At 69.4% G+C, this 26,258-nt stretch carries 25 protein-coding genes; 14 read left to right on the forward strand and 11 right to left on the reverse strand.

From position 1 onward, the window contains the following. Positions 1-52: 52 nt before the first annotated feature. From M6G65_RS09930 to M6G65_RS09955, 6 genes are read left to right on the forward strand one after another with little or no spacing between them, the layout of a single operon-like run. Positions 53-1,660, forward strand: a complete 1,608-nt coding sequence (locus tag M6G65_RS09930) for an HAD-IIIC family phosphatase (protein ID WP_250103881.1) — start codon at positions 53-55, stop codon at positions 1,658-1,660. Continuing rightward, the gene (locus M6G65_RS09935) at positions 1,626-1,937 is read left to right on the forward strand and encodes a hypothetical protein (protein ID WP_250103882.1); all 312 of its coding nucleotides are present in this window, start codon (positions 1,626-1,628) and stop codon (positions 1,935-1,937) included. Before M6G65_RS09930 ends, M6G65_RS09935 begins: the two co-directional genes overlap by 35 nt. Next, positions 1,930-2,967 carry a ketoacyl-ACP synthase III gene (locus tag M6G65_RS09940; protein ID WP_250103883.1) on the forward strand — a complete coding sequence of 346 codons (1,038 nt, stop codon included), beginning with the start codon at positions 1,930-1,932 and terminating at the stop codon, positions 2,965-2,967. Before M6G65_RS09935 ends, M6G65_RS09940 begins: the two co-directional genes overlap by 8 nt. After that, positions 2,967-3,194, forward strand: coding sequence for a hypothetical protein (locus tag M6G65_RS09945; protein ID WP_238200142.1), 228 nt, complete (start codon positions 2,967-2,969; stop codon positions 3,192-3,194). Before M6G65_RS09940 ends, M6G65_RS09945 begins: the two co-directional genes overlap by 1 nt. Positions 3,195-3,204: 10 nt before the next feature. Further along, the gene (locus tag M6G65_RS09950) at positions 3,205-3,927 is read left to right on the forward strand and encodes an SDR family NAD(P)-dependent oxidoreductase (RefSeq protein ID WP_238200143.1); all 723 of its coding nucleotides are present in this window, start codon (positions 3,205-3,207) and stop codon (positions 3,925-3,927) included. Positions 3,928-3,940: 13 nt separating this feature from the next. Further along, a complete protein-coding gene (locus M6G65_RS09955; RefSeq protein WP_238200144.1) occupies positions 3,941-4,600 on the forward strand; it encodes an LbetaH domain-containing protein in 660 nt (219 codons plus the stop codon). A 791-nt stretch (positions 4,601-5,391) separates the two neighbouring features. On the opposite strand, the gene M6G65_RS09960 is transcribed toward M6G65_RS09955, so the two are convergent. Beyond that, positions 5,392-5,658, reverse strand: coding sequence for a hypothetical protein (locus M6G65_RS09960; protein WP_238200145.1), 267 nt, complete (start codon positions 5,656-5,658; stop codon positions 5,392-5,394). A 239-nt stretch (positions 5,659-5,897) separates the two neighbouring features. Between M6G65_RS09960 and M6G65_RS09965 the strand changes: the two genes are divergently transcribed. The 5 genes from M6G65_RS09965 (at position 5,898) to M6G65_RS09985 (ending at position 9,551) form a co-directional block, all read left to right on the forward strand. Then, complete coding sequence (locus M6G65_RS09965) at positions 5,898-6,188, forward strand: hypothetical protein (RefSeq protein ID WP_238200146.1); 291 nt, start codon at positions 5,898-5,900, stop codon at positions 6,186-6,188. Between the two features lie 220 nt (positions 6,189-6,408). After that, positions 6,409-7,836 (forward strand): phosphohexomutase domain-containing protein, encoded by a 1,428-nt coding sequence (locus tag M6G65_RS09970; RefSeq protein ID WP_250103884.1) that lies wholly within the window; start codon positions 6,409-6,411, stop codon positions 7,834-7,836. Between the two features lie 219 nt (positions 7,837-8,055). After that, a complete protein-coding gene (locus tag M6G65_RS09975; protein WP_238199667.1) occupies positions 8,056-8,391 on the forward strand; it encodes a hypothetical protein in 336 nt (111 codons plus the stop codon). 60 nt (positions 8,392-8,451) lie between these two features. Beyond that, positions 8,452-9,204 (forward strand): FkbM family methyltransferase, encoded by a 753-nt coding sequence (locus M6G65_RS09980; protein WP_250103885.1) that lies wholly within the window; start codon positions 8,452-8,454, stop codon positions 9,202-9,204. A 14-nt stretch (positions 9,205-9,218) separates the two neighbouring features. Next, on the forward strand, positions 9,219-9,551 hold the full coding sequence (locus M6G65_RS09985) for a hypothetical protein (RefSeq protein WP_238199665.1): 333 nt from the start codon (positions 9,219-9,221) through the stop codon (positions 9,549-9,551). Between the two features lie 183 nt (positions 9,552-9,734). Here M6G65_RS09985 and M6G65_RS09990 read toward each other — a convergent pair whose 3' ends face one another. From M6G65_RS09990 to M6G65_RS10025, 8 genes are all read right to left on the reverse strand, one after another. Next, positions 9,735-11,381, reverse strand: coding sequence for an SGNH/GDSL hydrolase family protein (locus M6G65_RS09990; protein ID WP_238199664.1), 1,647 nt, complete (start codon positions 11,379-11,381; stop codon positions 9,735-9,737). Positions 11,382-11,415: 34 nt separating this feature from the next. Continuing rightward, positions 11,416-12,660, reverse strand: a complete 1,245-nt coding sequence (locus M6G65_RS09995; RefSeq protein ID WP_250103886.1) for a hypothetical protein — start codon at positions 12,658-12,660, stop codon at positions 11,416-11,418. Between the two features lie 72 nt (positions 12,661-12,732). Then, positions 12,733-14,115: a coagulation factor 5 8 type domain-containing protein gene (locus M6G65_RS10000; RefSeq protein ID WP_238199661.1), complete on the reverse strand. Its 1,383-nt coding sequence runs from the start codon at positions 14,113-14,115 to the stop codon at positions 12,733-12,735. A 265-nt stretch (positions 14,116-14,380) separates the two neighbouring features. Continuing rightward, a complete protein-coding gene (gene argC / locus M6G65_RS10005; protein WP_192708449.1) occupies positions 14,381-15,331 on the reverse strand; it encodes an N-acetyl-gamma-glutamyl-phosphate reductase in 951 nt (316 codons plus the stop codon). A gap of 176 nt (positions 15,332-15,507) precedes the next feature. After that, the gene (gene rpsI, locus M6G65_RS10010; RefSeq protein WP_192708448.1) at positions 15,508-15,993 is read right to left on the reverse strand and encodes a 30S ribosomal protein S9; all 486 of its coding nucleotides are present in this window, start codon (positions 15,991-15,993) and stop codon (positions 15,508-15,510) included. Positions 15,994-15,995: 2 nt separating this feature from the next. Continuing rightward, positions 15,996-16,457: a 50S ribosomal protein L13 gene (gene rplM, locus M6G65_RS10015; RefSeq protein WP_160534646.1), complete on the reverse strand. Its 462-nt coding sequence runs from the start codon at positions 16,455-16,457 to the stop codon at positions 15,996-15,998. Between the two features lie 429 nt (positions 16,458-16,886). Further along, on the reverse strand, positions 16,887-17,477 hold the full coding sequence (locus M6G65_RS10020; RefSeq protein WP_238199659.1) for a CoA-binding protein: 591 nt from the start codon (positions 17,475-17,477) through the stop codon (positions 16,887-16,889). A gap of 26 nt (positions 17,478-17,503) precedes the next feature. Next, the gene (locus tag M6G65_RS10025) at positions 17,504-18,790 is read right to left on the reverse strand and encodes a nucleotide sugar dehydrogenase (RefSeq protein WP_238199657.1); all 1,287 of its coding nucleotides are present in this window, start codon (positions 18,788-18,790) and stop codon (positions 17,504-17,506) included. Positions 18,791-19,062: 272 nt separating this feature from the next. Here M6G65_RS10025 and M6G65_RS33445 point away from each other — a divergent pair, with 272 nt between their 5' ends. Continuing rightward, entirely contained in the window at positions 19,063-19,194 is a 132-nt protein-coding gene (locus M6G65_RS33445; protein ID WP_284042378.1) for a hypothetical protein, read from the forward strand. 31 nt (positions 19,195-19,225) lie between these two features. On the opposite strand, the gene M6G65_RS10030 is transcribed toward M6G65_RS33445, so the two are convergent. After that, entirely contained in the window at positions 19,226-19,411 is a 186-nt protein-coding gene (locus M6G65_RS10030; protein WP_192708444.1) for a hypothetical protein, read from the reverse strand. A 513-nt stretch (positions 19,412-19,924) separates the two neighbouring features. Here M6G65_RS10030 and M6G65_RS10035 point away from each other — a divergent pair. Further along, positions 19,925-22,138, forward strand: coding sequence for a PAS domain-containing sensor histidine kinase (locus tag M6G65_RS10035; protein ID WP_238199654.1), 2,214 nt, complete (start codon positions 19,925-19,927; stop codon positions 22,136-22,138). A gap of 40 nt (positions 22,139-22,178) precedes the next feature. On the opposite strand, the gene M6G65_RS10040 is transcribed toward M6G65_RS10035, so the two are convergent. Then, the gene (locus M6G65_RS10040) at positions 22,179-22,553 is read right to left on the reverse strand and encodes a response regulator (RefSeq protein ID WP_238199653.1); all 375 of its coding nucleotides are present in this window, start codon (positions 22,551-22,553) and stop codon (positions 22,179-22,181) included. Between the two features lie 322 nt (positions 22,554-22,875). On the opposite strand from M6G65_RS10040, the gene M6G65_RS10045 reads away from it, so the two are divergent. After that, positions 22,876-26,112 (forward strand): PAS domain-containing protein, encoded by a 3,237-nt coding sequence (locus M6G65_RS10045; RefSeq protein ID WP_250103887.1) that lies wholly within the window; start codon positions 22,876-22,878, stop codon positions 26,110-26,112. Positions 26,113-26,258: the final 146 nt, after the last annotated feature.

Consider the following 26,258-nt stretch of genomic DNA (forward strand, 5'->3'; position numbering starts at 1 on the left):
GACCGCCGGAGGGCAGGCATCCACCGGGACGCCGCAGGAACCGGTATCGAGGATGACCACGGCTCGCGCCCTGTCGATCGGCTTCGTCGGAAACGTCGTCACCAACCCGTTCGGGAAAGTGTCCGGCCGCCTCGCGGACCTCGCGGACGCGAGCTGCGAACACTTCCCCATCGGGCAGATCGAGCAGGTCCTGGCGGGGCCGGCCTCCGTCGACGTCCTGATCGTGCATCTCGACCATCGCTGGTTCTTCGACGTCGCCCCGGATGCCGGCGCGGTCGCCCGCGCGCGGGCCCTCGCCGAGCTGGTCTCGGCCCGGCTCGAGCGCGGCCCCGGCACCGTCATCCTCAACACGGTGCCGTTCGTGCCGGTCTCGTCGGTGGAGAGCGATCTCCACGATCAGCTCGAAGCCCTGGCCCGGGTGAACGCGGTGCTGTTCGACCTCGCCCGGTCGCAGGAACGGGTCAGCGTCGCCGACGCGGCAGGCGCCCTCGCGATCCTCGGCTTCGCCAACGCGTTCCGCGAGCGGAACCGCCTCCTCTACCAGATGCCCTACGCCCCGGCCGCCGTGGACGCGCTGGTGGAGCGCTACGCGGACGCCGTCGCGGTCCGGCTGCGGGCGCGCCGGAAGGTCGTGGTGGTCGACGCCGACAACACGCTCTGGGGCGGCGTCGTGGGCGAGGACGGCGTGGAGAACCTCGAGGTCGACACCGACTATCCGGGGATCGTCCACACGCAGCTCCAGCGCCAGCTGCTGCGCCTGAAGAGCCTGGGCATCCTGCTCTGCGCGGTGACCAAGAACAACGACGAGGATTTCCGCTCGGTCTTCGCGCAGCGCGCGATGCCGCTGCGCCTCGACGATTTCGTGGCCTACCGCAGCAACTGGTCGGAGAAGAGCGACAACATCCGCGAACTCGCCGAGACGCTCAATCTCGGCCTCGACAGCTTCATCTTCCTCGGCGACAACCCCTTCGAGATCGAGGAGGTCCGGGCGCGGCTGCCCGGCGTCGAGTGCCACCTGTTCGACCGGACGCGTCCGGAGCTGGCCCTCGCGCTCCTCGACGGGATCGCGTCCCTGCGGGCCCGGAACGTCACCGCCGAGGATCTGGCCAAGACCGAGCAGTACCGGGGCGAGGCGCAGCGGCAGGAGCTGCAGCGCTCGGCCGCCTCGATGGAGGATTACCTCGCTTCTCTCGACATCCGCGTGCACATGGCCCGCAACAATCCGGGCTCGTTACGGCGGGTCACGCAGCTGATCAACAAGACCAACCAGTTCAATCTCACCACGCGCCGCTACACCGAGGACGAGGTCGCCTCCGCGATGCGGCAGGGCAGCGTCTATGCGGCCCGGGTGGTCGACCGGTTCGGCGACATGGGTGTCGTCGGGGTCGCCATCGTCCGGGACGGCGCGCTCGAGACCTTCCTGATGAGCTGCCGGGCGCTTGGGCGCCGCATTGAGAGCCAAGTCCTGCGCTACATCTGCCAGCAGGAGGCCGATCCGGCGCTGCGGGCCCACTACCGCCCGAGCCCGAAGAACCGCATGGTCGAGACCTTCCTGGACGAGAACGGGTTCGCGCTCATCGGCTCTGGCCCCGAGGGCAAGGACTATCGACTGACCCGAGGACCGGATGACACCGCCTACATCCACATCGTCGCGGAGTGAGAGCGCCGCCGCCGCGGCCCGCGCCACCCTGGATCGCCTCGCCGACACCTGGGGCCGCCCGGAGCTGGGCGCGCTCGGGCCCGAGGACGACCTGTTCGACAAGATCGATTCCTTCGCGGTGGTCGAGTTGCTGCTCGAGACCGAGTCCGAGGTCGAGAAGGCCGTGGGCCGCTACGTCCCGCTGGCCGATGAGAGCATCCTCGACAGCACGCGCTCGCCGCTGCGCCGGATCCAGAGCTGGTTCGACTACGTGGCGGAAGCCGTGAACCGTGGCTGAGCTCCGGTTCCGGAACGCGGGCCTCGCCGGCCTCGTCACCACGGTCGGCGGCCGGGCGCTGGCCTTCGACGCGGAGGCGGCGGATCTCGGGATGGCGCCGGAGGAGGCCGAGCGGCTCAAGCGCGCCATGGGGTTCACCACGCGCCACGTCGTCGTGCGCGACGCCACCACGACGGCCGACCTCTGCCTGCATTCCGCCCGGCACCTCCTCGACGGCCTCGGCCTGCGGCCGGAGGATCTCGACGGGCTGATCCTGGTCACCCAGACGCCGGATTACAGCTCGCCCTCGACGGCGATCGGCCTGCAGCACCGGCTCGGCCTGCGCACCGACACGCTCTGCTTCGACATGCGGCTGGGCTGCAGCGGCTTCGTGTACGGCCTCTCGGTCGCCTACAGCCTCGCCGAATCCGGGCTGAGGCGGATCCTGCTCTGCGTCGGCGACGTGGCGAGCCGGATGGTCGCCAAGGACGACCGGGCCATCACCCCCATCATGGGCGATGCCGGCGCCGCCGTGCTGATCGAGCGGCGCGCGACCGAGAGCGTGTTCCAGCTCCACAGCGACGGGTCCGGCGAGAAGGCCCTGTTCATCCCGCATAGCGGCCTGCGCGCCGATGCCGAGGACCGCGACAAGCCCGCCTCCATGCAGATGGACGGTGCGCAGGTGTTCAACTTCACACTGAAGCGCGTGCCGTCCCTGATCACCGACATCCTGGCGGCCGCCGACCTGCGGCCGGAGGAGCCGGACTTCTACGTCCTGCACCAGCCGAACAAGTATATCCTGAAGAACCTGCAGCGGCGCCTGAGCCTCGACGACGGCAAGCTTCCCTCGGGCACGCAATCCGTCTACGGGAACCAGAACTCGGCCTCGATCCCGGGCACGATCTCGGGTTTCCTGGCGGAGGATTTCTCACACCGGCCCTTGCGCGCGGTGCTGGCCGGATTCGGCGTGGGGCTGAGCTGGGGTGCGTGCGCGATCACCACCGACCGGATCTACGCACCGCCCGTCCTGAAGTTCGAGGAGACCGCGTGATGACCGAGGCTGGGTTCCTGGACGAGCTCGGCGCGATCCTGGATCGGCCGGGGCCGCTCGCGCGCGGCCAGAAGCTCGGCGAGATCGAGACCTTCGACTCTCTCGGCATCCTCAACATCATGGCGCTGTTCGACACGCTGGGCCTGGAGGTCGAGCCGTCGCGGATCGCGGAGGCCGCGACCACCGACGATCTCCTCGGCATCGCCGGCGCGAAGCTGCAAGCCTGAGGCCGGGACCATGGCGGAGGCCGAGGGGCACATCCTCGTCGTCGGCGCGAGCAGCGGCATCGGACGGGCCGTGGCCGAGCGGTTCGCCCAGCAGGGGGCGGTCACCGCCCTCGCCCGTCGGACGGACCGCTTGGCCGAACTCGCCGCGGCCGGGATCGCCACCATCGCGGCGGACGTGACCGATCTCGCGGCGATCGGCGGCGTGCTGCAGGCGGCCGTCGCCGAGCGTGGCCCGCTCACGGGCCTCGTCTACTGCGCCGGAGTCCAGATCATCAAGCCGATGCGCAGCCTCAGCGTGGACGAGGTCGAGCGGCTCTACAAGACGAACCTCGTCGCCCCGACCCTGTTCGCCGCCGCCTTCGGCAGCGCCCGGATCTCGACCCGCGACGCCGTGTTCTGCGCCGTGTCGTCGGTGGCCGCCCAGCGCCCGGAGCCGGCCATCGTGCCCTATTCCGCCTCCAAGGCGGGGCTCGACGCGCTGATCCGGGGGCTGGCCCGCGAACTCGCCCCCCGGCGGGCGGTCGCCGTCGCGCCGGGCTGGCTCGACACCGAGATGACCCAGGCCCATGCCCGCATGTACGGCGCGGAGTTCAAGGAGGCGCTGGAGAAGCGCAGCCCCGCGGGCGCCGCGACCGTCGAGTCGGTGGTCGAAGCCATCGCGTTCCTGATGTCGCCGCAGGCGCGGCACGTGACCGGCGAGATCCTGCGGGTCGACGGCGGGGCGACGCTGTGACGGACAGAGTTCGGTGACGCGCGCGACCAAGCGCCTGGCCCTGATCGGCGGCGGCGGCTTCTCCAAGGAGATCGCCGAAGTCGCGCAGATGCGCGGCTACACGGTGGAGGCGACCTACTCGAGCCAGCCGACCGCCCAGGTCGGATCCTATCGGGGCTACCTCGACGAGCTGCTGGCCGATCGCGCGGAGTTCGACGGTGTGGCCCTCGCGGTGGGCGGCGTGAGCCGGGCCGCGATCCAGGCGCGCGCCGAGATCATCGCCTGGCTCGACCGGCATGCGCTCCCCTGCCCGCCCCTGGTGTCGCCGCATGCGATCGTCAGCCAGGGCGTCGCGCTCGGCGCGGGAGCGTTCGTCGCGCATGGGGTGATCGTCAACGTCGATGCCCGGTTGGGCCGGTTCTGCGTCGTCAACACCGGCGCGATCATCGGCCACGATGCGGCGATCGGCGACAACACGACGATCTCGCCCGCGGCCTTCATCGGCGGCCGCTGCGCGATCGGTGCGGACAGCCTGGTCGGTCCCCTCGCCAAAGTGCTCCAGGGTCTGAAGATCGGCGAGCGGGCCATGATCGGCATGGGCTGCACGGTGCTGCGCACCCTGCCCGACGATGCCGCGGTCTGGCCTCGGCCCGACAACCCGGTCGCCGCGGCGGATCGGCGCTCCGTCGATTGAACCCGGCTGAGCGGCTTGGCGGCGCTCCGGCGCGCTCCAGGTTACGCTGGGCTGGTCACCATGCGCTCACTGCTGCTCGCCGTCTCCCTTATCGCTGCTACCGGCCCCTGCGTCAGCCCTCTGCCGCTGCACGTGCGTCCAGGGCACGATGAGACCGATCTGCCAGCCGACCGACGTGATGATCCCGATCTGTCAGCGTCTGTGTGAGACCGAGATTCGGCCCGATCGCGTCGTCATTCCTCTCGCTGGGGGCAAGGCGGCCTCTGAACCTATCCAGCCGTCCAATCCAGCCCCTGGCGGCCTCGTCGCCCCAGAGCTGAGCCTGGACACCAAGCCGAACGGTACGCAGCTCGGAACACCGAGTCAGCTCTCGGGCCACGTCGGATCGAGCCTTTCGGGCCGGTAGCCGGTCTTGATCGATCCGGACGCACGCCTCCAGAGCCGCCCCCGATCAGGTGATCGCGCAGGCGGCAGCCAGAAGCACGGCCTTCGGCCGGTCGCGGAGGACACCACCGAAGCCGTCTTGGCGCCGCGACCGTTCGTGTTGCGACATGCTCTGGGAGTGGGGCGCGCTGGCGAGCCGCGACGACCAAGTTGTTTCCGTGTCCACCCCCTCATCCTGAGGTGCCCGCGTCAGCGGGCCCTGAAGGAGCGCCCCAGGGATCGCGCGGCTGGCTGAAGCCCCTCTTCGAGGCGGCTTCGCCGCACCTCAGGATGAGGACGCGGGTGGGATGATCCAACACCACGCAGGCGTCCCGTCGCCGACCGGCTCAACGGGGCCGGGAACAGCTCTAGCGCCCCATGGGGCCCGGCCGACCACCGACAGGGCCGATTGCGTTGGGGCCGGTGTTCGGGGCCGGCGTCGCGGCCTCGTTCCGCTGGATGTTCATCCGGAGCGTATCGCTCTGGGTCGTCTGCTCCTGCTGCAGGGTGCGCATCTGGCTGTTCAGGCCCATCGACTGGTTGGCGGCATTGGGATTGTTCTGCTGCACCTGTGCCAGGACGGGGGTGGTGACGGCTGACGACAGGCAGAGGCCAGCCAGGAGAAGCGCGCGCATGAGGAACTCCCGTGGTGAAGGGTCACGCAGATCCGACACCTGGGGGCCCGCCAAGTTCCATCCGGTCTCGCCCGCTCGGTGACCGACGCCGGCTCCGGCGCGGGCATCGCGCGCCGGATGCCAGCGCCCCCCCCCCCCGGATCCGATAGGTTAGCCGAGTCTTGCTTTGCGCCTGTCGTCTTCACCTGTTGTTAACAGGTCCGGGCGACGCTGCCGGCAGTGGGGTCAAGAGGCGCGACATGCGGGCACTGGCGGCGGAGGACGAGCAAGCGGTCGAGCGGTTGACGCTCCGGCTTCTTCACGACGCCTATTGCGACCTCGCGGCGGTGCTGCGCGGCGCGCAGCCCCAGGCGGCCGCGGCGATCCTCGGCGTGATGGAGCAGCGGGTGACCGACGTCCTCGACCGGATCTGCCGGCAGGGCTTGGAAGGGCCGGCCTCGGTGGCGATCGCGGTCGCGGTCGGCGAGCGGATCGGCGAGATCATGGACCAGGCGCACGGCCGGGACGGTCAGGCGGCGCTCGCGGCTTGAGCGACGCGGCTGAGGGGCCGCCGCTTCAGGATCCGCAACGACACATCCGCGCCTTTCGCACACGGGCGCCGTGCCGTGCCTGAGATCGGCAGGAGAACCCAGCCATCGTCCTGACGGCGTTCGCGTCCGGCGTCGTGTCCGCACGCCGAGCGTTGTGACGGCGTGCGATTTTGGGCATGGGTCACGCGCATGTCGCAGCGTCAGCATCGGTAGGAATGCCGTGAGCAGTCTGAAATTCGGGACGAGCGGGCTGCGGGGTCTTGTGACGGACCTCGTGGGCAGCCCGTGCTACGCCTATGCCGGCGCTTTCTTCCGATCGGTTCCGGCCGGGAACGGCAGGCGCGAAGTCGTGATCGGGCGGGACCTGCGGGCGAGCAGTCCCGGCCTCGCCGCGACCGTGGCGCATGCGGCCGCGGCAGCCGGCTTCTCGGCGGTCGATTGCGGCGCCCTCCCCACCCCGGCCCTCGCCCTCGAGGCGATGCGGCGCGGCGCCTACGCCGTCATGGTCACCGGCAGCCACATCCCCGAGGACCGCAACGGTCTGAAATTCTATCGGCCCGACGGCGAGATCACCAAAGCCGACGAGGCCGCCATCCTGGCCGCTCTGGGCGATATCGAAGCGTCCGACGCGACGACGTCCCCCGTCCCGCCCGTGCCGGAGCCCGATGCCATCGCGCGCTATCGCCAGCGCTACCGCGCGGCCTTCGCGCCCCGGATCCTGGAGGGGCTGCGCATCGCGGTGTATCAGCAGAGCTCGGTCGCGCGCGATCTGCTGACGGATCTGCTGGCCGGCTTCGGTGCCAGCGCGACGCCGATCGGCCGGTCCGACACCTTCGTGCCGATCGATACCGAGGCGCACCGTCCCGAGGACGTCGCGTTCATCCGCGGCGTCATGGCGTCCGGCGACTACGACGCGCTGGTGACCACCGATGGTGACGCCGATCGGCCCCTGATGGCGGATGGCACCGGGCGGATCGTGCGGGGCGACGTGCTCGGGCTCATCACGGCCCGCTACCTGGGCGCCGATACGGCCGTGGTGCCGGTGACGGCCTGCTCGGCTCTCGAGCGATCGGGCGGCTTCAAGCAGGTCATCCGCACCAAGGTCGGCTCGCCCTTCGTCATCGCCGGCATGGAGCAGGCGCGACGCGCCGGGGCCCGGGCTGTGATCGGCTTCGAGGCCAACGGCGGCTTCCTGCTGGGGTCAGACGTCCGCGTCGGCGAAAACGTTCTGGGTATCCTGCCGACCCGCGACGCGATGCTGCCCATCCTGGCGTCGCTCGCGGCGGCGCGCGCGGCCGGCCTGTCGCTGGCCGATCTGGTCGCCTCGCTCGATGCGGGCGAGATGGCGAGCGACCGGCTTCCGAACACGCCCGCGGAGCGGAGCAGCGCCTTTCTCGCCCGTCTCGGCGAGGCGGGTTTCCGGGACGATTTCCTCCGGCCGATCGGTTCGCCGCAGGCCGTCGATCAGCAGGACGGGATCAGGATCGATCTGGACGGTGGACGGACGATCCACTTCCGCGCCTCGGGCAACGCTCCGGAACTGCGATGCTACGCGGAGGCCAGATCGGCCCGGGACGCCGAGGACCTCGTGCGGTGGGGGCTGAAGGCCGCCGCTTCAGCCATGGCGGACGAGGGGGCTGGAGCTTGACGGCCGGGCGGAACGGTATGGCCCGCCACACGCCTCACGCGAGGATCGAACCGGGCCTTCGCGCGCGGTGATGCGCAAAACCGTCTCGACCGCCTGCACAGCGCTGCGGACCGTCGCTATGGTGCCTCGGATCTGGGGCACACCGCGGCGTGCGATCGGCAACGCCGGTCGCCGTCCGTGTCCCGGCCTGATCCCCTTCCGGGCCCTCAAGGCTGCCGTATGACGAAGAACCCCGCCCGCGACCTCGACACGCGCTACATCCGCCAGATCCAGCAGCAGCAGATCGCGTTGGCGGTGATCAGGGCTGAGCGGGACGCGGCCCTGCGCGACCGCGACCAGGCCCGCGCGCGGTCCGACGCCATGGCCACGCTGGTCGACGCGCTGCTGGGCAGCCTGCGCCCCTACGGGTTCAGCCGGAAGCTCTTCCTGTCGGCCATCCGAAAGGCGGCGGGCGCCGTCCCCGACCAGGGGCCTGACTCGCTCCAGCACGCCGTTCTGTTCGACGGCTCGAACCGGATCCTGGGCACCCGGCCCCTCGGCCGCGTCCATCCCTGACGCGATCGCACGGCCTCGTCGGTATCGAGCAATGCTAGCCAGAAGGTGCAACCGCGGACCATGAGTGCCGAGCTTCTGACGGTCTTCAACGCGCTGATCCATCTCAGAGACAACCTGGACGAGAAGCCCCACATCCTCCAGTCCGATCTCGAATTCCTGTCGTTCGCCGCGCGGATGGCCCCCTACTCCAACGCGCAGCTGCTGCAGGATCTGTGGGTCCTCTACGAGCTGAAGGAGAAGCGGAACGGCTATTTCGCCGAGTTCGGTGCCTGTGACGGCGTCAGCCTCAGCAACACGCTCCTGCTCGAGAAGACCTTCGGCTGGCAGGGGGCTCTGGCGGAGCCGGCCCGCGCCTGGCACGCGGCGCTGTATCGCAATCGCAATTGCTACATCACCGATCAGTGCGTCTACAAAACCGATGGCATTGAGGTCCTGTTCAACGAGGTCGACATCGGCGAGCTGTCGGGAGTCGAGGATCTCATCACGGGCGATTTCCACGCGGATGCGCGCCAGCAGGGCGTTCAATACGCGGTCAAGACGATCTCGCTCGACCGTTTCCTGTCGGAGGCCCGCGCACCCCGGCAGATCGACTACATGAGCCTCGACGTCGAAGGCGGCGAGTTCGATGTCCTGCAAAGCTTCGATTTCGCGAGTCGCGACGTCGCCCTGATCAGCGTCGAGCACAATTTCTCGGACAGTCGCGGGAAGATCTACGATCTTCTGACCGGCCTCGGATATCGCCGACGGTTCCGGCACCTCTCCCTGTTCGACGATTGGTACGCACGGCCCGATCTCCTCCCGGCGCAGGCGTGACGGAGCGTTCTGCCATGCCGACCCGTAGCGCGAACGAGATCCTCGACTCGATGTTCGACCTGTTCAGGCAGATGGGCAGCGGCATCGCCCTCGATCTGCACTGGCTCGCAATCTCCCGGCGCCTCCAGCAAGTCCGCGCGGAAGCCGTCTGGTCGGCGGACATGGATTTCATCGCCGTGAAGCTGAAAGCGTACGCCGCGCATTTTGCGGCCACCTATGAGCCCGATCTCGGATCGGAGGCGATCAAGGCGGCGAACGCCGCGAAACTCGACCGCGTCGTGGAGCAATACGCGATCCTGCGCGCCCACCTCGAACAGCAGCCCGGCGGGAGCGAGAGGCCGGCGTAGAGCCGCGCGGTCGGCGGAATGTCCGAGCCGGATGTGCCAAAGGCGCAGACCTGCAGGTCGGGCAGGGTTGATGGTGTCCGGCGCAGGACGTCAGAGACGGACGAGGGAGACCGGCGGCGCGGGCTGCCGCCCGACGCATCCGTCGCCGGAGTGACCCCGCGATGACCTCGGCGGGCTCGAGTCTCAGCGCCGCCGGCTGCCGAGAAGGCGCAGCGCGCGCGCGAAGGGCGTCCGCGGGCGGGCTCGCTCCAGGGCGCCACGGATCTCGGTGGCCAACCGCGCCGCGACGATCTCGCGGGCCGGATCGTCGTAATGGACGATGTCGTAGAAGGTCCCCTCCTCCCGGTCGCGGAAGATGCCGCTGAGGTCCAGCGCCGTGAAGGTGCGCCGATACGGGCGCCGGGCCGCGAGCTGCGCCGTGAAGGCCTCCAGCTTGGTGTACTGGCGGTCGAGATAGGCCAGGAACGCCCCCGAGGCGACGCCGCGCTCGACCTCGGTGAGGTGGCGCTTGCGCAGGATCGTCGGCTGCAGCACGCTGACGATCGGCACCCGGTGATCGTGCGACAGCTTGGTCAGGCGGTGCGCGGCGCGCTCGTACTGGTGCACGACCGCGTCCTCCCAGCCCGGGCTCTGCCAGCCGACTTCCGCGCGCAGCCGCTTCAGCTCCCCGTAGATCAGCGTGATCAGCGCGTCGTAGGACAGACCGTCCTCGCGCGCCCGGGGGTCGTGCGTGTCGAAGAAATGATCATAGAGCCGCTCGGTGATGAAGGCGTTGTAGGGGTAGCCGGGCCGGGGATCGTAGGTCCAGGGCTGGAACAGGTCGGTGCTGCCGCTGACCACGATGAGCGCGTCCGGGCTGTAGTTCATCAGACGCGACCAGATCAGGTGCGTCATCTGCGTGAGGCAGCTCGACATCACCCCGAAATTGTAGACCTTCGCGCCCGCCAGCCCATCCGCCCGCAGGATCCGCTCGATGCGCCCCGGGAGGGTCTTGGCGATGTCGCCGCCGTCGATGGTGGTCGAGTCGCCGACGACCAGGATCCGGGTCTCACCGGCCGGCTTTCGCTCCACGATCGGCGCCGCGTTCAGGAAGCCGTTGGCGTCGAACGGGACGCCGTAATGGCTCGCCCCCGGCTTGCCGGCGAACTGGATGAACGGGCTCGGATAGCGCGTGTTCGAGTCGAGATAGCCGAAATGATGCAGGAACTTGCGCCGTCGCGCGGCATCCTCGCTCTCGGGCGGGGCCCAGATCTGCTCGACGCCCGGGGCGGTCAGGGCCGCCATCATCGTGGCCCGGAGCGCCGCCTCGCCGGCCGCATTGAGCCGGATTCCGTCGTCGCTGAACGCGGGCCGGAGCGCGCCCGTCTCGGTGGCCAGGACGGGATCGTAGTCGATGAACTGCGCGCCGTAGGCCGGAGCGTGCTCGCGCAGCCACGCATTGACCTGCCCGATGCGCGCGGCCGGCAGCCCGGCCGTGGCCGGGGCGGCCGGATCGACCGGCGGGATCGAGCCGACCCAGGTCCGCACGTAGAGGTCGCGGGCGTCCTGCAGCATGGCGGCGATGTCGGCCGTGATCTGCTCCAGCGATGACGCGCCGTCGCCGCTGAGGATGTCGTCGCGGCCGGCGATCAGGTGAAGGCCCCGGGCACCGTAGAGGGCGATGTCGGAGCGAAGCCGCCGCGCCATGTCCCGGGTCGATTGCCCGGCAATCCCGCGCGCGACCGTCTGAGGCCCGGAAAAGAGTTGTGGGGCCCCGGCCGTCAGCCCCGCCGTCACCGAATCGCCGAAGAACAGGATCGGCCCGAACGGGAAGAGCGGCGTGTCTGACATTTCTGCGCCCATGCCGTCGCGCGCTGCCGCGGCCTCAGCGCGCCGCGAAGATCTCGATGCCGTCGAGGTGCAGGTACTGCTCCTCGTCGAGATCGATCTTGAGGTAGCGGAACCGCGCGTTGTCGAACCGCAGATGGAGAGGCCAGCCGGGATGGCAGTGGGCATCCACGGCGTCGAAGACGAGGCGGTAGGCGTCCGCGGTCTCGCCCAGCCAGACCCGCATCAGCTGCGCCCGCTCGCTGAGCTGCCCCCAGCGATTGTAGATCCGGATCTCCGAGACCCGCTCCACCGCGCCGAGGTCGAGGACGAACCAGGGGTCCCGCTCCAGAGCCGTGTGGAAGAAGAACGACGGGTCGCCGGTGGTGCGCGTGCCGTAGACACCCGTCGTGCCGGACCAGGGCGAGGCGGAACTCGCCGTCCAGGTCTTGCCCAGCGCGATGTTGTCGGAGGGGCGGGTCGCCACCAGCGTGTCCGTCTCGAGCTCCTCGATCAGCGTCCGGATCTGCTTCGAGGGCTGCCGCAGCGGCGGGATCTCCAGGTCGAGCTTGTAGATCAGGTTCGACAGGATGCTCTGATCGAAGCGGTGGTCGGCGAAGCCGTCGAGGTCGGGCAGACCCATCTGGTTGGGGCTGTCGGTGACGACCCGCGGGTCTTCCGCGTAGCGCAGCCACTCGGCGACGAGGTGGCGCGTGGCCGGACTCACCATGAAGGCGATCCAGGTGGCCTGGATCTGGTCGGCCTCCCAGTAGCGCTCCGCGTCGCAGTCCATGAGCACGAAGCAGTCGCGCTTGGTCCAGACCCGCTGCGGCCGGCCGTGGAGCACGCCGACCGCCACCCGACGCCCGGACCCGGCGAGCCAGGTCAGGAGCGGCGCAACCGGCGGCAGCGGGTCGTCGCCGACCGCCTGCATCCCGGTATCGGTGAAGACGATGAAGTCGCCGTCGCGCCGCCCCATCAGGGCTTCCGCGATGATGTAGGGCTTCCAGGCCCAGTTCCCGGCGCCCCGGGACCGGTCGAGGATCTCCCGGTGCGCCCGGTAGAACGGCGTCTCGCGGAGCCGGTCCGGGGACCAGCTCTCGATCGTGTCGAAATCGCCCGTGACCGCGGCCGCGGCGACCAGCCGGCGCTGGCTCTCGACGTAATGGTACTTCGCCGCGAAGCTGACCAGGGTGGTGTGGCGGGAGCGGAGGCGCCGCCGCTGCATCATCAGCACCTCGGCCCGGTGCGTCGCGAAGGCGTTGACGCGCTGGGCTTCCGATGACGGGTCGGCGCTGGCCAAATCTCTCCTCCGGCGGAACGGCTGGGCGCTTGTCACCGGTTTTCCCGCCTTCGGCAAGGCGGGACGGCCGGCTCAGGCGTCGTCGAAGGCGAGGTTCTCGGCCGGGTAGTCGATCATCATGGCGCGCCGCTCGGGCGAGTTGTCCCACTCGCCGACCTTCGTGTAGGCGCCGGCCACGTCCAGGACCTCGGTAAGCTTCCCGATGGTCGGGATGCCCCGGAAGTGCTGCGGCCATCCCGAGGCAAAGTAGAACACGTGCTCGACGTGATCGGAGAGGTGGCACACGCCGGGCCCGAACGTCCCCAGACCGAAGACCAGATAGCGGGCGTTGACGAGCGCCGCGACGTCGTCGGCGAGCGTTCCGCTCTGGGTCGTCAGCGGCAGGCCGATCTCGGCAATGTAGGCCTCGAGCGCGGGGATCACCGGATTGAGCCGGTTCTCGAACACCATCTTGATCGACGTGATGCGCTTCTCCGCGAGCAGGCGCTGGATGACGAGCTTGTAGAAGGCGAGCGGCGGCTGTGGGTAGTGCGGCGCGACCCAGGTGCTGAAGATGTCGCCGGAGCGAATGTGGATGTGGAGCTGATCCGCCGGCTTCGCCTCGAACCGCGTCGGGATGCGGTTGAAGAGTGGGCGGATGTAGTTCCTGATGATGTGGCGCGACTCGTCCTGGTCGAGCTCGCCCGCGAGCTTCTGGACGCGGACGTCAAAGAACATCCCCGACAGGAAATAGCCGTCCGGCGGCAGGGGAGCCTGCGCGGGGAGGAAGGTGATCCCGCCGATCTCGCGGGCCTCCGCGAAGTCGAGGACCTCGCTCCTGTCCATGATGGACAGCTTGAGGTACTTGAGCTTGAGCGCGCGGCAGATCCCGATGGCGATCAGGCACTGGATGATGAAGTTCCCGAAGGCTCCGTTCTCGTAGAGATCGACGCCGACGAGGGAGAGGCCCGTCTGCTCCGGATTGCTCCGGAGCCGGTAGGCTCGGTACACGTCGCTGCCCGGCTGCTCGGACACGATGTCGAAATCGGCGTCCAGAAGCTTGCGCAGCACGATCAGGTCGAACGCGGCACGCTCGCACCAGATCTGCACGGCTGGGTCGTCTTGGGCCGCGAGGCTCGGGGTCGAGACGCGGATGTGTCGGGCCCAGGCGGCCTCGCCCGGAGCGATCCGGATCTCGGCTGCGGGCGCCGCGTCGTCGGCCGGCGGCACGCGCTCGGGCGGCGACCACGTCGTGCCGTCGTCGGAGAAGGCGACAAGGATGTCGGCCGCGCCCGCGTCCCCGGAGGTGCCGATCTGAAGGCTGTGAACGGGAAAGCGCTGGCCGAGGTCGATCGCGATCGCTGTGGCGTCCCCATCGGCTCCGGCCGGTGACGCGCCGTCCGGGCCGACGCGTGTCCACGCGCTGCCCTGCGCGAGATCGACGAAGTCCCGATGATGATCGACGTCCGCACCCATCAAATCGCGCCCGAGCCTTCCCGCCAGGATTTCGTGCCGAGCCCTCCGAAACGCGGGCGGGGCCGTCGGCGTCGCGAGGTGTAGCTGGCCGCAGCCGACTTCTCCACCCGCCTGGGACGACGAGTCCCTACAGGATCAGATCCCCCGATCCGCGCGCATGCGCGGACGGCGTCGGATGTCGACGTGAGGCCCCGCGCGGCGGCGGCGGACACGGGATCCGGTCCGCCGCGCGTCGTCTGCTGAGCCTCAGCGTACGGCCTGAGCCTCAGCCGTCGAGTCCGAGCATCAGCCCGAGATTCTGCACCGCCGCCCCGGAAGCGCCCTTGCCGAGATTGTCGAGCCGCGCCACCAGCACCGCCTGCCCGTGCTCGGACGAGCCGAACACCCGCAGCTCCAGCCGGTCGGTGTCGTTGAGATCCTCCGGCTCGATCTTCTCGCGGTGCGCGCCGGTTCCGGCGCCCGGCACCACCTGCACCAGCGGCTGGCCGGCGTACCAGTCGCGCAGGGCGGCCTCCAGATCGGCGGCCGCGGGCCGGCCCGGCAGCGTGTCCAGGTGAAGCGGCACGCTCACCAGCATGCCCTGCCGGAAATTGCCCACGGACGGCACGAAGATCGGCCGCCGTGAGAGACCGCTGTAGAGCTGCAGCTCCGGCAGGTGCTTGTGGGCGAAGCCCAGGCCGTAGAGCTGGAACGGCGGCGCCGTGCCCTGCTCGTAGGCCTCGATCATGCTCTTGCCGCCGCCGCTGTAGCCGCTGACCGCGTTGACGCTGATCGGGTGGTCGGCCGGGATCAGGCCGCCTTCCACCAGCGGGCGCAGGAGCGCGACGCCGCCGGTCGGGTAGCAGCCGGGATTGGCCACCCGCCGGGCACGCGCCACGGCCGCCCCCTGCTCCCGGGTCAGCTCCGGGAAGCCGTAGGTCCAGCCGGGGGCGACCCGGTGGGCGGTGCTGGCGTCGAGGACGCGCGGCCCGCCGCCGGGCAGGCTGTCGGCGAGCGCCACCGTCTCCTTGGCGGCCTCGTCCGGCAGGCAGAGCACGACGAGGTCGACCTCGGCCAGCAGCGCGCGCTTCGCCTCCGGGTCCTTGCGGTGCTCCGGGGCGATACTGCGCAGGGCGACCCGCCCGTCGCGCTCCAGGCGCTCGCGGATGCCGAGGCCGGTGGTGCCGGCCTCGCCGTCGATGAACACGGTGGGCTTCGTCGCGCCTTGGCCAGCCATCGTCCGTCTCGCTTTCTCCGAAATGCATGCCGCCCGAGGCGGGCATCGCGGCCGGGGATCAGGTGCGCGCCGTGCGGCAGCCTGTCAACGGCCGAGCCTTGAACCGAGTCCTGAAACGCGAAAGGGCGGCCCCCGCAGGAACCGCCCTCTCCGTGACACCGGTATGACCGGATGTCTTAGCGCTTGGAGAACTGGAAGCTGCGGCGGGCCTTCTTGCGGCCGTACTTCTTACGCTCGACCACGCGGGCGTCGCGGGTGAGGAAGCCCTCACGCTTCAGCGGGCCGCGCAGCTCCGGCTCGTAGTAGGTCAGTGCCTTCGAGAGGCCGTGGCGCACCGCGCCGGCCTGGCCCGAGAGGCCGCCGCCCGCCACCGTGACGGTGATGTCGTACTGGTCGACGCGGCCGGCGATCTCCAGCGGCTGGCGCAGGATCATGCGCAGCACCGGACGGGCGAAGTAGGTCTCCACCGGGCGCTTGTTGACCGTGACCGTGCCCTTGCCGGGCTTGATCCAGACGCGGGCGACCGCGTCCTTGCGCTTGCCGGTGGCGTAGGCGCGGCCCTGCGCGTCCAGCTTCTGGACGTGGATGGGGGCCTCGTTGGCGGGGTCGACCGCGCCGGTATTCGCCCGGTTGAGGTCGGCGAGGGACTGCAGGGTCGCCATGATCAAGCGCTCACGTTCTTGCGGTTGAGGGCGCCGACGTCGAGCGCCTGCGGCTGCTGGGCCTCGTGCGGGTGCTCGGCGCCCTTGTAGACGCGGAGGTTGCCGAGGATCTGACGGAAGAGCGGGCCACGGGGCAGCATGCGCTCGACAGCCTTCTCGACCACGCGCTCGGGGAACCGGCCCTCGAGGATGAACTTGGCCGTGCGCTCCTTGATGCCGCCCGGATAGCCCGTGTGGTAGAAGTAGCTCTTCTGATTGTACTTACGCCCGGTGAACTTCACCTTCTCGGCGTTGATGACGATGACGTTGTCGCCGCAATCGACGTGGGGCGTGTAGGCGGCCTTGTGCTTGCCGCGCAGGCGCATCGCCACGATCGAGGCGAGACGGCCGACGACCAGGCCCTCCGCGTCGATCACGATCCACTTCTTGTCGACCTCGGCGGGCTTCAGCGAGGTGGTCTTCATAGCCAAATCCCAGGGGTTCCGACGGACCGGATCCCGACGCGTCGGGATCCGAAGGCATCGGGGTGCCGAAAAACGAGCCGCCGCGTGGGGGCACGCGGCGGCGGTGGCGGGTGCATAGCCGGACCCGGTAACCGGGTCAACAGGAAAATCGACGATCGCGAAAAGGCAAGCAATCAGAGCGGCTTGATCGATGAGGTATCATAGTACCGCGCGATCTGTGGCGCGCGGCCGCGAAGGCTCGATCGTCCACCCCCTCATCCTGAGGTGCCGGAGCGCGGCGCAGGCCTCGAAGGAGACCGTCAGGGATCGCGCGGCTGGCTGAAGCCTCCCTTCGCGGCGGCTTCGCCGCACCGCAGGATGAGGGCCGTGGATGGGATCACCCGATCAGCGCGCCACGGGACGCTGTCGGGGATCGTGAGGGAATCGCGTTCAGTCGCCGCGCCGGCCCCGCTCCGCGATGGTGAGCTTCTGGACCCCCCGGCCCGCGAGGACCGGCTTCCTGGCGCTCAGGATCCGGGAATTCACCCCCGTCCAGCCGATCTCCCCCGAGAGGCGGCCGTACTCGATCTTGGGGCAGCGGTTCATGATCACCGTCAGCCCGCGGGCCTCGGCCCGGGCGGCGGCCGCATCATCGCGCACGCCGAGCTGCATCCAGATCACCTTCGGCAAGGGATCGAGGGCGAGCGCCTCGTCCACCAGCGGGCCGGCGGCGGCGGCATTGCGGAAGATCTCGACCATGTCGATCGGCTGCCCGCCCAAGCTCCCCTGGACCTCGGCGAGCGAGCCCGCCACCCGGCGCCCGAGCAGGTCCTGGCCGGCGAGGCCGGGATTGACCGGAATCACCGCGTAGCCCCGATCGAGCAGGTATTTGAGCACGATCCAGCTCGGGCGCGCCGGGTTCGCCGAGGCGCCCACCAGCGCGATCGTGCGCGTGCTGTTCAGGATCGCGCGGATCTGCGCGTCGGGGTAGCGCGCATGCCGGTCCGCAATCGAAGCGGCGTCATGGCCTGTCTCGTTCATGGCGTGCGCCCTGATGTCCGATTCCGTCACAGCCGCCAGACCTCGTAGCCCAGCCGCTCAAAGGCCGCCCGGTCGTGAAGCGCCTTCACGTCCACGATCAGGCCCCCCGGCTTCGCCAGCGCGGCGATCGCTTCCGGCCCGAGTTCGGCATAGTCCCGGTGCGGCACGGCGATCACGACCGCGTCCGCCGCCGCGGGCAGGTCGGCCCAGTCGAGGAGGTCGAGGCCGTACGCGTCCCGGGCCTCCGCGCGGCCCGCGCGCGGATCGTGGACCGCCACGGCGCAGCCGAACGCCTCCAGCTCCGCGATGAGGTCGGCCACCTTCGAATTGCGCAGATCCGCGCAATTCTCCTTGAAGGTGAGTCCCAGCACGATGACCCGGGCGTGTCCGGCGCTGCCGCCCCGCCGGACGATCCGCTTCACCGTGCTCCGGGCCACGTGGGCCGCCATGCTGTCGTTGATCCGGCGCCCGGCCAGGATCACCTGCGGGTGGTAGCCGATCATCGCGGCCTTGTGGGTGAGGTAGTACGGGTCGACCCCGATGCAGTGGCCGCCGACGAGGCCCGGCCGGAACGGCAGGAAGTTCCACTTGGTCCCGGCCGCCCGGAGGACCTCCTGCGTGTCGAGGTCGAGCTTGTCGAAGATCAGCGACAGCTCGTTCATGAGCGCGATGTTGAGGTCGCGCTGGGTGTTCTCGATGACCTTGGCGGCCTCCGCGACGCGGATCGACGAGGTGGCATGGAGGCCCGCCGGGACGATCGTGCCGTAGAGGGCCTTGAGCCGGTCCAGCGTCTCGGGTGTGTCGCCCGAGACGATCTTCACCACCTGGGCGAGGCCGTGCGCCGTGTCGCCGGGATTGATCCGCTCCGGCGAGTAGCCGACGAAGAAATCCGTCTTCCAGCGCAGGCCGGAATGCCGCTCCAGGACGGGGATGCAGATCTCCTCGGTGGCGCCGGGATAGACCGTGGATTCGAACACCACGGTCGCCCCGCGCGTCATATGCTGCCCGACCAGCGCCGCAGCCTTGGTCAGCAGGTCGAAATCCGGGCATTGCGCCGCGTCGACCGGGGTCGGGACCGTGACGATGATCACGTCGGCGGCCGACAGGGCCGTCGGGTCGTCGGTGATCGCGAGATGCGTGGCGGCCCGGAACGCCCCGGCGTCGATCTCGCCCGTCGGATCGGTTCCGGCCTGGTAGGCGGCCACCTTGGCGGCGGATTGCTCGTAGCCGATCGTGGGCCGCACCCGGCCGAAGGCCAGGGCGAGCGGGAGCCCGACATAGCCCAGACCGACGATTGCCACGCTCTCCGCCACGCCGGATCCCCCGCGGGTTCGAAGGCACCGGTCACCGCCGCGCCCGCGATGCGCGTATAGGGGCGGCCCGGTCCCGCGTCGATCCGCATCGGCCGAGTGCTATGACGCGGTCAACCCGAATCGCGCATGTGGGGCGTGAGGATGCCTGATCTTCGCTGGGCTGACGGCCCGGTTCACTGCACCGACCTCGTGGACGGGACCGGCAAGGTGTTCGGCTATGTCGGGTCCGTTGCCGGCGGCATGCGGGGATACGTCGTGCAATCCGGCTCGGAATGGCCGCCGCGACCCCCGCCTATGCCGATCATCCCTCGATGGATGCGGCGCGCGCCTGGGTCGAGGCCGAGGTCGCGGCGCGCGCCTTCCGGCCCGTGCGCATCATCCGAGATGCGGGCGATCCGCGTTAGCGCGCCTCGCACGCGCAGGATCGGCGCCGTCTCAGGGATCGTCCCACGTGATGCGTCGGGGCCGGACGGAGGGGGCGGTCGCCGCGATGCCGATCCGGATCGCCGTCCCGACGATCGCCACGACGGCGCAGACGAGGAGCAGGGCGTCCAGCATGGCCGCGCGCTCAGAGCAGAGATCGGCCGGCGCGATGGTGCCGGGCGGCGCGCTCGCGGGCACGGGTGTTGTGCTGGCGGCGCATCTGCTGCTGACGGAGCTCGTCCTCGTGCGCCGGGTGACGTGCCGTCGCGGGCGGAATCGCTGCTCCTGGGCGGTCTTCCTCAAGGGGATAGACTGGTTTCATGGTCGCCCTCCTCAGTATTCCATACCGAGGAGCTTAGCTGTTTATGCTCGTATTGCAACCCGGCCGTGGCGACTGTCTGGCAGACAGGCTGATCCGTAGACGGAGGTCCTGTCGGTCAAGATGGCTGGCCTGCGTTGCGATGCCAGCATCCTTGGGGCGGTCATTCGTGCTGCACTGTGGGCCGGTGGATTGCGGCCTCTCTGACCCTCGCAGAAGGTGTGAGGCTGTCCTGCCGGCTCAATCGTCACCGAACCTGGGTGGAGCGGATGCTTCAGCCGATCTGAGGCGATGCGACTTCCGATGAAGGCGCGGCGCATGGATCTTACGCGTGGGAGATGACCTGATCTACATCGGCTCTCGTACGTGATCGCACCTGCGCCTAGGAGTTCATGACATTGACCGGTGTTCTCTGGCCCAGGGGCGATGGCGAGATGGCCGCTCGCATCCGCGACTTCGGCTGGGCTGCGACACCGCTCGGACCGATCGAAGGATGGTCACAGGGCCTGAGCGTGGCAGTGAACATGATCCTGGCCATGCCGGGGCCCGCCAACATCCTGTGGGGCCCCGCCCATGTTCAGCTGTACAACGACGCCTACATCGCGATCGCTCGAGACAGGCATCCCGAGTTGCTCGGCCGGCCAGCAGCGGAGGGCTGGCCGGAAATCCATGCCGCGGTGCTCGCCCCCGTGATGGAGGCCGCATTGGCGGGCCGGGCAACCCGGATCGCCGATCTCTGCGTCACGCTGCTCGGTCCGGACAGGCAGCCTGAGGAGCGGGCGTTCGACACCACATGGTCGCCGATCCCCGACGGAGCCGATGGGTTCGGGGGCGCTCTGGAGATCCTGATGGAGGTCACCGATCGCCGTCGCACGCAGGCAGCACTGCGCGAGAGCGAGGAACTTCGCCGCATCGCGCTTGAGAGCGGCGGGATGGGTGCTTGGCGATGGGACACGCGCAGCGGTCTGGTTCGGGCGGACGACGCCTTCCAAGCCCTCTGGGGCGTCTCGTTCTCCGACGCGCTGCACCCGGCCTCGGTGTATGCCGATTTGATGTACCCGGAGGGCGCGGCCTCGCTCGCAGCCGTGACCGCGAAGCCGATCGTCCCTGAACAGGAATTTCAGGATCAGGTGCAGGTGGCGATAGGCCCGAATGCGGGTCGCTGGATCCAGTGGCGCGGGCGCGCCGAGCGCGACAGGCCTTGGATCATCAACGGCGTCAGCTTCGACATCACCGCGCAACATCTGGTGCAACAAAGACTGCGTGAGGGCGAGGCGCGGCTGCACCGCGTGCTCGACGGTATGGGCGAGGGCTTTGGCCTGCTTGCCCCTGACTTCACAATCTTGGAACACAATCATGAGGCGCTGCGCCTGGACGGACGTCGCCGTGACGAGATCGTCGGGCATTCGCAATGGGAGGCCTACCCTGGCAGCGAACATTCGGAGATCGGCCGCCTGCTGAAACAGGCCATGTTCGAGCGCGAGCCGGCAGCCCTGGAGCACCGCTACACCTGGGCGGACGGGCGAGCGTACTGGCTCGACATGCGAGCGTACCCGACGTCCGACGGGACGCTCGCCGTGTTCTGGCGCGACGTGACCGACCGCAAGCACGTCGAAGATGCGCTACGCACGGAGCGCGACCGAAGCGCGAAGATTCTTGAGAGCATCTCGGACGCCTTCTATGCGGTCGATGCTGAGTGGCGGTTCACCTACGTCAACGGTGAGGCCGAAGCGTGGTGGGGACGTGACCGCCAGGATCTGCTCGGCAAAGTATTCTGGGAAGAGTTCCCGCAGGCGATCGGGTCCGAATCCTACAAGGCGCACCTCCGGGCGGCAGAGACACGGGAGGTGGTCAGGCTTGAGGCCATGTCGCCCATCCTCAATCACTGGGTCGATATCAGCATCTACCCGACCGCCGATGGTGGCCTGTCTGTCTACTTCCGCGATATGACGCGGAAGAAGCAGGTCGAGGACACGCAAGCGATCCTCGTCGCGGAGCTGCAGCATCGCACGCGCAACCTCCTCGGTGTGGTGCGGTCCGTGGCGCAACAGACACTGCGCACAAGCGCGTCATTGGACGAGTTCAGGACGGCCTTCAACGAACGTCTCGGCGCTCTCTCGCGCGTGCAAGGGCTGCTGTCCCGAGCAGGGGATGAACCGATCACGATGGACAGGCTTATCCGCTCGGAGCTGGATGCGCTCGGCGCGGCTGACATCCCGGAGCGCGTGACGGTGCAGGGACCGAAGGTGCGCCTGCGCAAGGGCACAGTGCAGACCTTGGCGCTGGCCCTGCACGAGTTGGCCACCAACGCGCGGAAGTACGGTGCTCTCACGACTGACAGCGGTCAGCTGCGGGTGGCATGGCGGACGTATACGGACGAGACAGGTCGACGGTTGGTGATGGACTGGCAGGAGATCGGGCTTGTGCGTCAGCGCGAGGAGCAGAGCCCGACGAAGCGAGGTGGCTACGGGCGCGAGTTGATCGAGCGGGCACTGCCCTACGCGCTTCAGGCTCGCACGAGCTACAATCTCGGCGAGACCGAGTTGCTTTGCACCGTCGATCTACCACTCACCGAGGGCGCAGCTCCGAAGACTTCAGCTCAATAGCTGAATCTCGGTCTGGGAGATGTGTCGCGGCGTCCTCCGCTCACACGGTTAGATGAACATCTTGGTAAGAACGAGCAGCAATGCCCGCAACGCGGGCTGAGGATAAGGCGTGATCCAACCGGGCGAGGCTCGACGCGAGCTCATCCTCGCGCAAGGGCTTGGTGAGCTGCGGCAGGCCGGCCGCGACGCCGTCGTTCTCCGCGTAGCCGGAAACCAAGAGCACGGGCCCATCAGGCTGCAGGCTCCAGACGGGGCGTGCCAAATCGGTGCCGGTGATGCCGGGCATGAAGTGGTCGGTCACGAGCAGGTCGAAGCGCTCGCCGCGGTCGACCATGCCCAACGCCGCCTCGCCCCAGACTGCCTTGACCACGGCAGATCCGGGCTCGCCCAGCATGTCGGCCGTGCTCAGGCGCACGCGTTCCTCGTCGTCGACCAGCAGCGCGGCGCCGCGCTTCCGCAGAGCCGCATCTGCGAGCCTCTCGGATCGCGTGCGAGGCCTTTGGTGCTACCCTGGCCTGCGTGGTTCCGCGCGTGCCTATCGCGGCTCGGATTGGGTATGCTCGGGCAAGGTCGCCGTCGGTGGCAGGCCGAAGGCGGCGCTGCTCCCAGGCAACGTCGCCAGCTTGCCACCTCCCGGGATCTACCCTCAGGTCTCCGCTAAACAATCGCTTCTCGCTGGAAACCGGATGCTGCGTCTGCGCGGGTCCTGCTAACCGGCTAAAACCGACCGACGCCGCATGCCAGAAAGCGCCACCTCCGAGTTCCCGCTCTTCCTCGCAGGGGGCGGTCAGATGGGCGCGATGATGCGCTGCCACGATTGGTCCGGCTCAACGCTGGGACCACCCGCGACCTGGCCGCCATGCCTCCGCTCCACCGTGAGCCTGCTGCTCGGTTCGCGCTTCCCGATGTTCGTGGCCTTCGGGCCTGAACTCGGCTTCCTCTACAACGACGCCTATGCGGAGATTCTCGGCGGCAAGCATCCCGCTGCGCTCGGTGCTCGCTTCCGAGACATCTGGTCGGAGATCTGGCCCGACATCGCGCCGCTCGTGGAGACGGCGCTCGCGGGCGAGCCGACCTGGTCCGACGACATGCCGCTGACCATGAACCGGCGCGGCTTCGGCGAGCAGACTTGGTTCACCTTCTCCTACTCGCCGGTGCGCGACGAGAGCGGGCGCGTTGCCGGCATGTTCTGCGCCTGCACCGAGACCACCGGGCGCGTGCTGGCCGAGACCGGCCTGCGGGAGGCGGAGGCACGCCTCAGGGCCGTGACCGACCACCTGCCGGGCGGCTACGTCTACCAGATCGCCACGCCTCGCGACGGTTCGAGCCGGCGCTTTCTGTACGTCTCGCAGGGCTTCGAGCGCATGACCGGCGTCTCGGCCGAGGCCGTGCTGGCCGATCCGGCCGCGGCCTACGACCTGATCCTGCCCGAGCACCGCCCCCGCATCGCCGAGGCCGAGGCAGCCGCCGTGCGGGACCTCGCGCATTTCGACGTCGAGGCGCCCATGCGCCGTCCCGACGGCAGCCTCGTCTGGACCCGCATCATCTCCGCGCCGCGTGAAGTCGACAACCAACTCGTATGGGACGGCCTGCACCTCGACGATACCGCCCGCAGGAACACCGAGGAGCAGTTGCGCGAGAGCGAGGCGCGCCTGCGACTCGCCACCGATGCCGCCGAGGTCGGCTTGTGGGACGTGGACGAGGTCAACGGTACGATGTTCTGGCCGGCTCGGGTGAAGGCGATGTTCGGGATCTCGCCGGATGTGCCGGTCTCCATGGCCGATTACTATGCGGGGCTGCACCCGGAGGACCGGGAGGTCACCGGTGCGGCCTATGCCGCCGCAGCGGACCCGGACCGGCGCGCCGTCTACGACGTCGAGTTTCGCACGGTGGGCAAGGAGGACGGCGTCGTGCGCTGGGTGGCCGCCAAGGGCCGCGGCGTCTTCGAGGGCGGGCGCTGCATCCGGGTCATCGGCACGGCCATCGACATCACCGCCCGCAAGCAGGCCGAGGCGGCACTGCGCGACAGCGAGGAGCAGTTCCGCGTCCTCTCCCAGGTTTTGCCGAATTTCGTCTGGGTCACCGACCCGGATGGCCGCGCTTACTGGTTCAACGAGCGTGTCTACGCCTATGCGGGTGTCGAGCCGGGAGAGCTCGACGCGAACGGTTGGCGGGCCATCATCCACCCTGACGATGGAGAGCGCGTGGCCAGGGAGTGGCTGGCGGCGGTCGGGAGCCTCACCAACTACGAGTGCGAGTACCGCCTGCGGCGCGCCGATGGGACCTACCGCTGGTTCCTGGCCCGGGCGCAGCCGGTGCTGGCGGGCGACACCGCGGTCGTGCGCTGGGTCGGCACCAGCACCGACATCGACGACCAGAAACGCGTGATGGCCGAGCTCGTGCGCTTCAACGAGGCCTTGGAGCAGCGCGTCGCCGAGCGCACCGCCGAGCACGACCGGGTCTGGCGCAACTCGCGCGACCTGCTGGTCGTGGTGGGCGCCGACGGCGTGTTCAAGGCGGTGAACCCGGCCTGGGAGGCGATTCTGGGCTACGGCCCCGCGGAGGTCACGGGCCGGCACTTCGGCGAATTCATCTGGCCTGACGATGCCGAGTCGACCCGGTCGGCCCTGGAACGGGCCGTGACGTCGGGGCCGCTCACCGACTTCGAGAACCGCTACCGGCACAAGGATGGCACCCCGCGCTGGATCTCATGGCGCACGGCCATCGAGGGCGACCTCGTCTACGCCTATGGGCGCGACGTCACCGCCGAGAAGGTGCAGGCGGAGGCGCTCCGGGACGCCGAGGAGGCGCTCCGGCAGTCGCAGAAGCTGGAGGCGGTTGGGCAACTGACCGGGGGCGTGGCCCACGACTTCAACAACCTGCTGACCATCATCCGCTCGTCGGTGGACTTCCTGCGACGGCCGGACCTCGCCGAGGAGCGCCGGGGCCGGTACCTCAACGCCGTCTCGGAGACGGTGGATCGCGCGGCCAAACTGACCGGCCAGCTCCTCGCCTTCGCCCGGCGGCAGACCCTGAAGCCCGAGACGCTCGACGTCGGCGCACGCCTGGCCGTCGTCGGAGACCTGCTCGACACAGTCACGGGCGCTCGCATCCGGGTGGTGACCGAGCTACCGGATCACCCGTGCTTCGTCCGTGTGGACGCCAGCCAGTTCGAGACGGCGCTGGTGAACATGGCGGTGAATGCACGCGACGCCATGGACGGCTCGGGAACGCTGACGCTGCGCCTTCGATGCGGCGCACCGCTGCCATCGATCCGCGGCCATGCCGGCGCTGAAGGCCCCTTCGCGGCTGTCTCTCTCAGCGACACCGGCTCGGGAATACCAGCGGACCTGTTGTCCCGCGTCTTCGAGCCGTTCTTCACCACGAAGGAGGTCGGCAAGGGCACCGGCCTCGGCCTCAGCCAGGTCTTCGGCTTCGCCAAGCAGTCGGGCGGCGACGTCGACGTGCACAGCACACCGGACCAGGGCACCACCTTCACGCTCTACCTGCCCCAGGTCGAGGCGGAGTTCGCCGTTCGCGGGGACGCCGGGGAGGCGGCATCCGTGGATCCGGGCGGGGCAGGCCAAAGGGTGCTGGTGGTCGAGGACAACGTCGAGGTCGGACGCTTCGCCACCCAGATCCTAGAGGACCTGGGCTACATCACCACGTGGGCGACCAACGCCGAAGAGGCGCTTGACAAGCTCGGCTCCGACGGCGCCGGCTTCGACGTCGTGTTCTCGGACGTCGTCATGCCGGGTATCGGTGGGATCGAGCTCGCCCGCATCCTGCAGCGGCGGCTGCCGCACCTGCCGGTGGTCCTGGCCTCCGGTTACAGCCACGTTCTGGCACAGGAGAGTTCGAACGGCTTCGAACTCTTGCAGAAGCCGTACTCGGCCGACCAGGTCTCGCGCATGCTTCGCAAGGTGGCCGGTGGCAGGCGCCGGCGGGACGCTGCCCGCGTGACGGGAAACTGAACCCCAAGGGGGATCGGAGGCCGCACGACCGGCAATGCGGAAGCGGGGGTGGGACCTCCGGGCGGCGAGTGCGGGTGAGCGGGCCAGGGTTTCTCGGCCCCTTGCCCCGGTCGGGTGGGATCGCGGGACTCCGCGCCGGGGCCGCT

The organism is Methylobacterium tardum (genome assembly GCF_023546765.1).
GTDB lineage: Bacteria > Pseudomonadota > Alphaproteobacteria > Rhizobiales > Beijerinckiaceae > Methylobacterium > Methylobacterium tardum.

Coding starts and splice junctions, on each gene's coding strand:
- M6G65_RS10000 (WP_238199661.1), bottom strand. CDS start 14,115: ATGGGTGCGGACGTCGATCATCATCGGGACTTCGTCGATCTCGCGCAG.
- M6G65_RS09960 (WP_238200145.1), bottom strand. CDS start 5,658: ATGCGCGCGCTTCTCCTGGCTGGCCTCTGCCTGTCGTCAGCCGTCACC.
- M6G65_RS09930 (WP_250103881.1), top strand. CDS start 53: ATGACCACGGCTCGCGCCCTGTCGATCGGCTTCGTCGGAAACGTCGTC.
- M6G65_RS09965 (WP_238200146.1), top strand. CDS start 5,898: ATGCGGGCACTGGCGGCGGAGGACGAGCAAGCGGTCGAGCGGTTGACG.
- M6G65_RS09945 (WP_238200142.1), top strand. CDS start 2,967: ATGACCGAGGCTGGGTTCCTGGACGAGCTCGGCGCGATCCTGGATCGG.
- rpsI (WP_192708448.1), bottom strand. CDS start 15,993: ATGGCGACCCTGCAGTCCCTCGCCGACCTCAACCGGGCGAATACCGGC.
- M6G65_RS10045 (WP_250103887.1), top strand. CDS start 22,876: ATGCCAGAAAGCGCCACCTCCGAGTTCCCGCTCTTCCTCGCAGGGGGC.
- M6G65_RS09985 (WP_238199665.1), top strand. CDS start 9,219: ATGCCGACCCGTAGCGCGAACGAGATCCTCGACTCGATGTTCGACCTG.
- M6G65_RS10020 (WP_238199659.1), bottom strand. CDS start 17,477: ATGAACGAGACAGGCCATGACGCCGCTTCGATTGCGGACCGGCATGCG.
- M6G65_RS33445 (WP_284042378.1), top strand. CDS start 19,063: ATGGCCGCCGCGACCCCCGCCTATGCCGATCATCCCTCGATGGATGCG.
- M6G65_RS09950 (WP_238200143.1), top strand. CDS start 3,205: ATGGCGGAGGCCGAGGGGCACATCCTCGTCGTCGGCGCGAGCAGCGGC.
- M6G65_RS09990 (WP_238199664.1), bottom strand. CDS start 11,381: ATGTCAGACACGCCGCTCTTCCCGTTCGGGCCGATCCTGTTCTTCGGC.
- M6G65_RS09935 (WP_250103882.1), top strand. CDS start 1,626: ATGACACCGCCTACATCCACATCGTCGCGGAGTGAGAGCGCCGCCGCC.
- M6G65_RS09980 (WP_250103885.1), top strand. CDS start 8,452: ATGAGTGCCGAGCTTCTGACGGTCTTCAACGCGCTGATCCATCTCAGA.
- rplM (WP_160534646.1), bottom strand. CDS start 16,457: ATGAAGACCACCTCGCTGAAGCCCGCCGAGGTCGACAAGAAGTGGATC.
- M6G65_RS09975 (WP_238199667.1), top strand. CDS start 8,056: ATGACGAAGAACCCCGCCCGCGACCTCGACACGCGCTACATCCGCCAG.
- argC (WP_192708449.1), bottom strand. CDS start 15,331: ATGGCTGGCCAAGGCGCGACGAAGCCCACCGTGTTCATCGACGGCGAG.
- M6G65_RS10035 (WP_238199654.1), top strand. CDS start 19,925: ATGACATTGACCGGTGTTCTCTGGCCCAGGGGCGATGGCGAGATGGCC.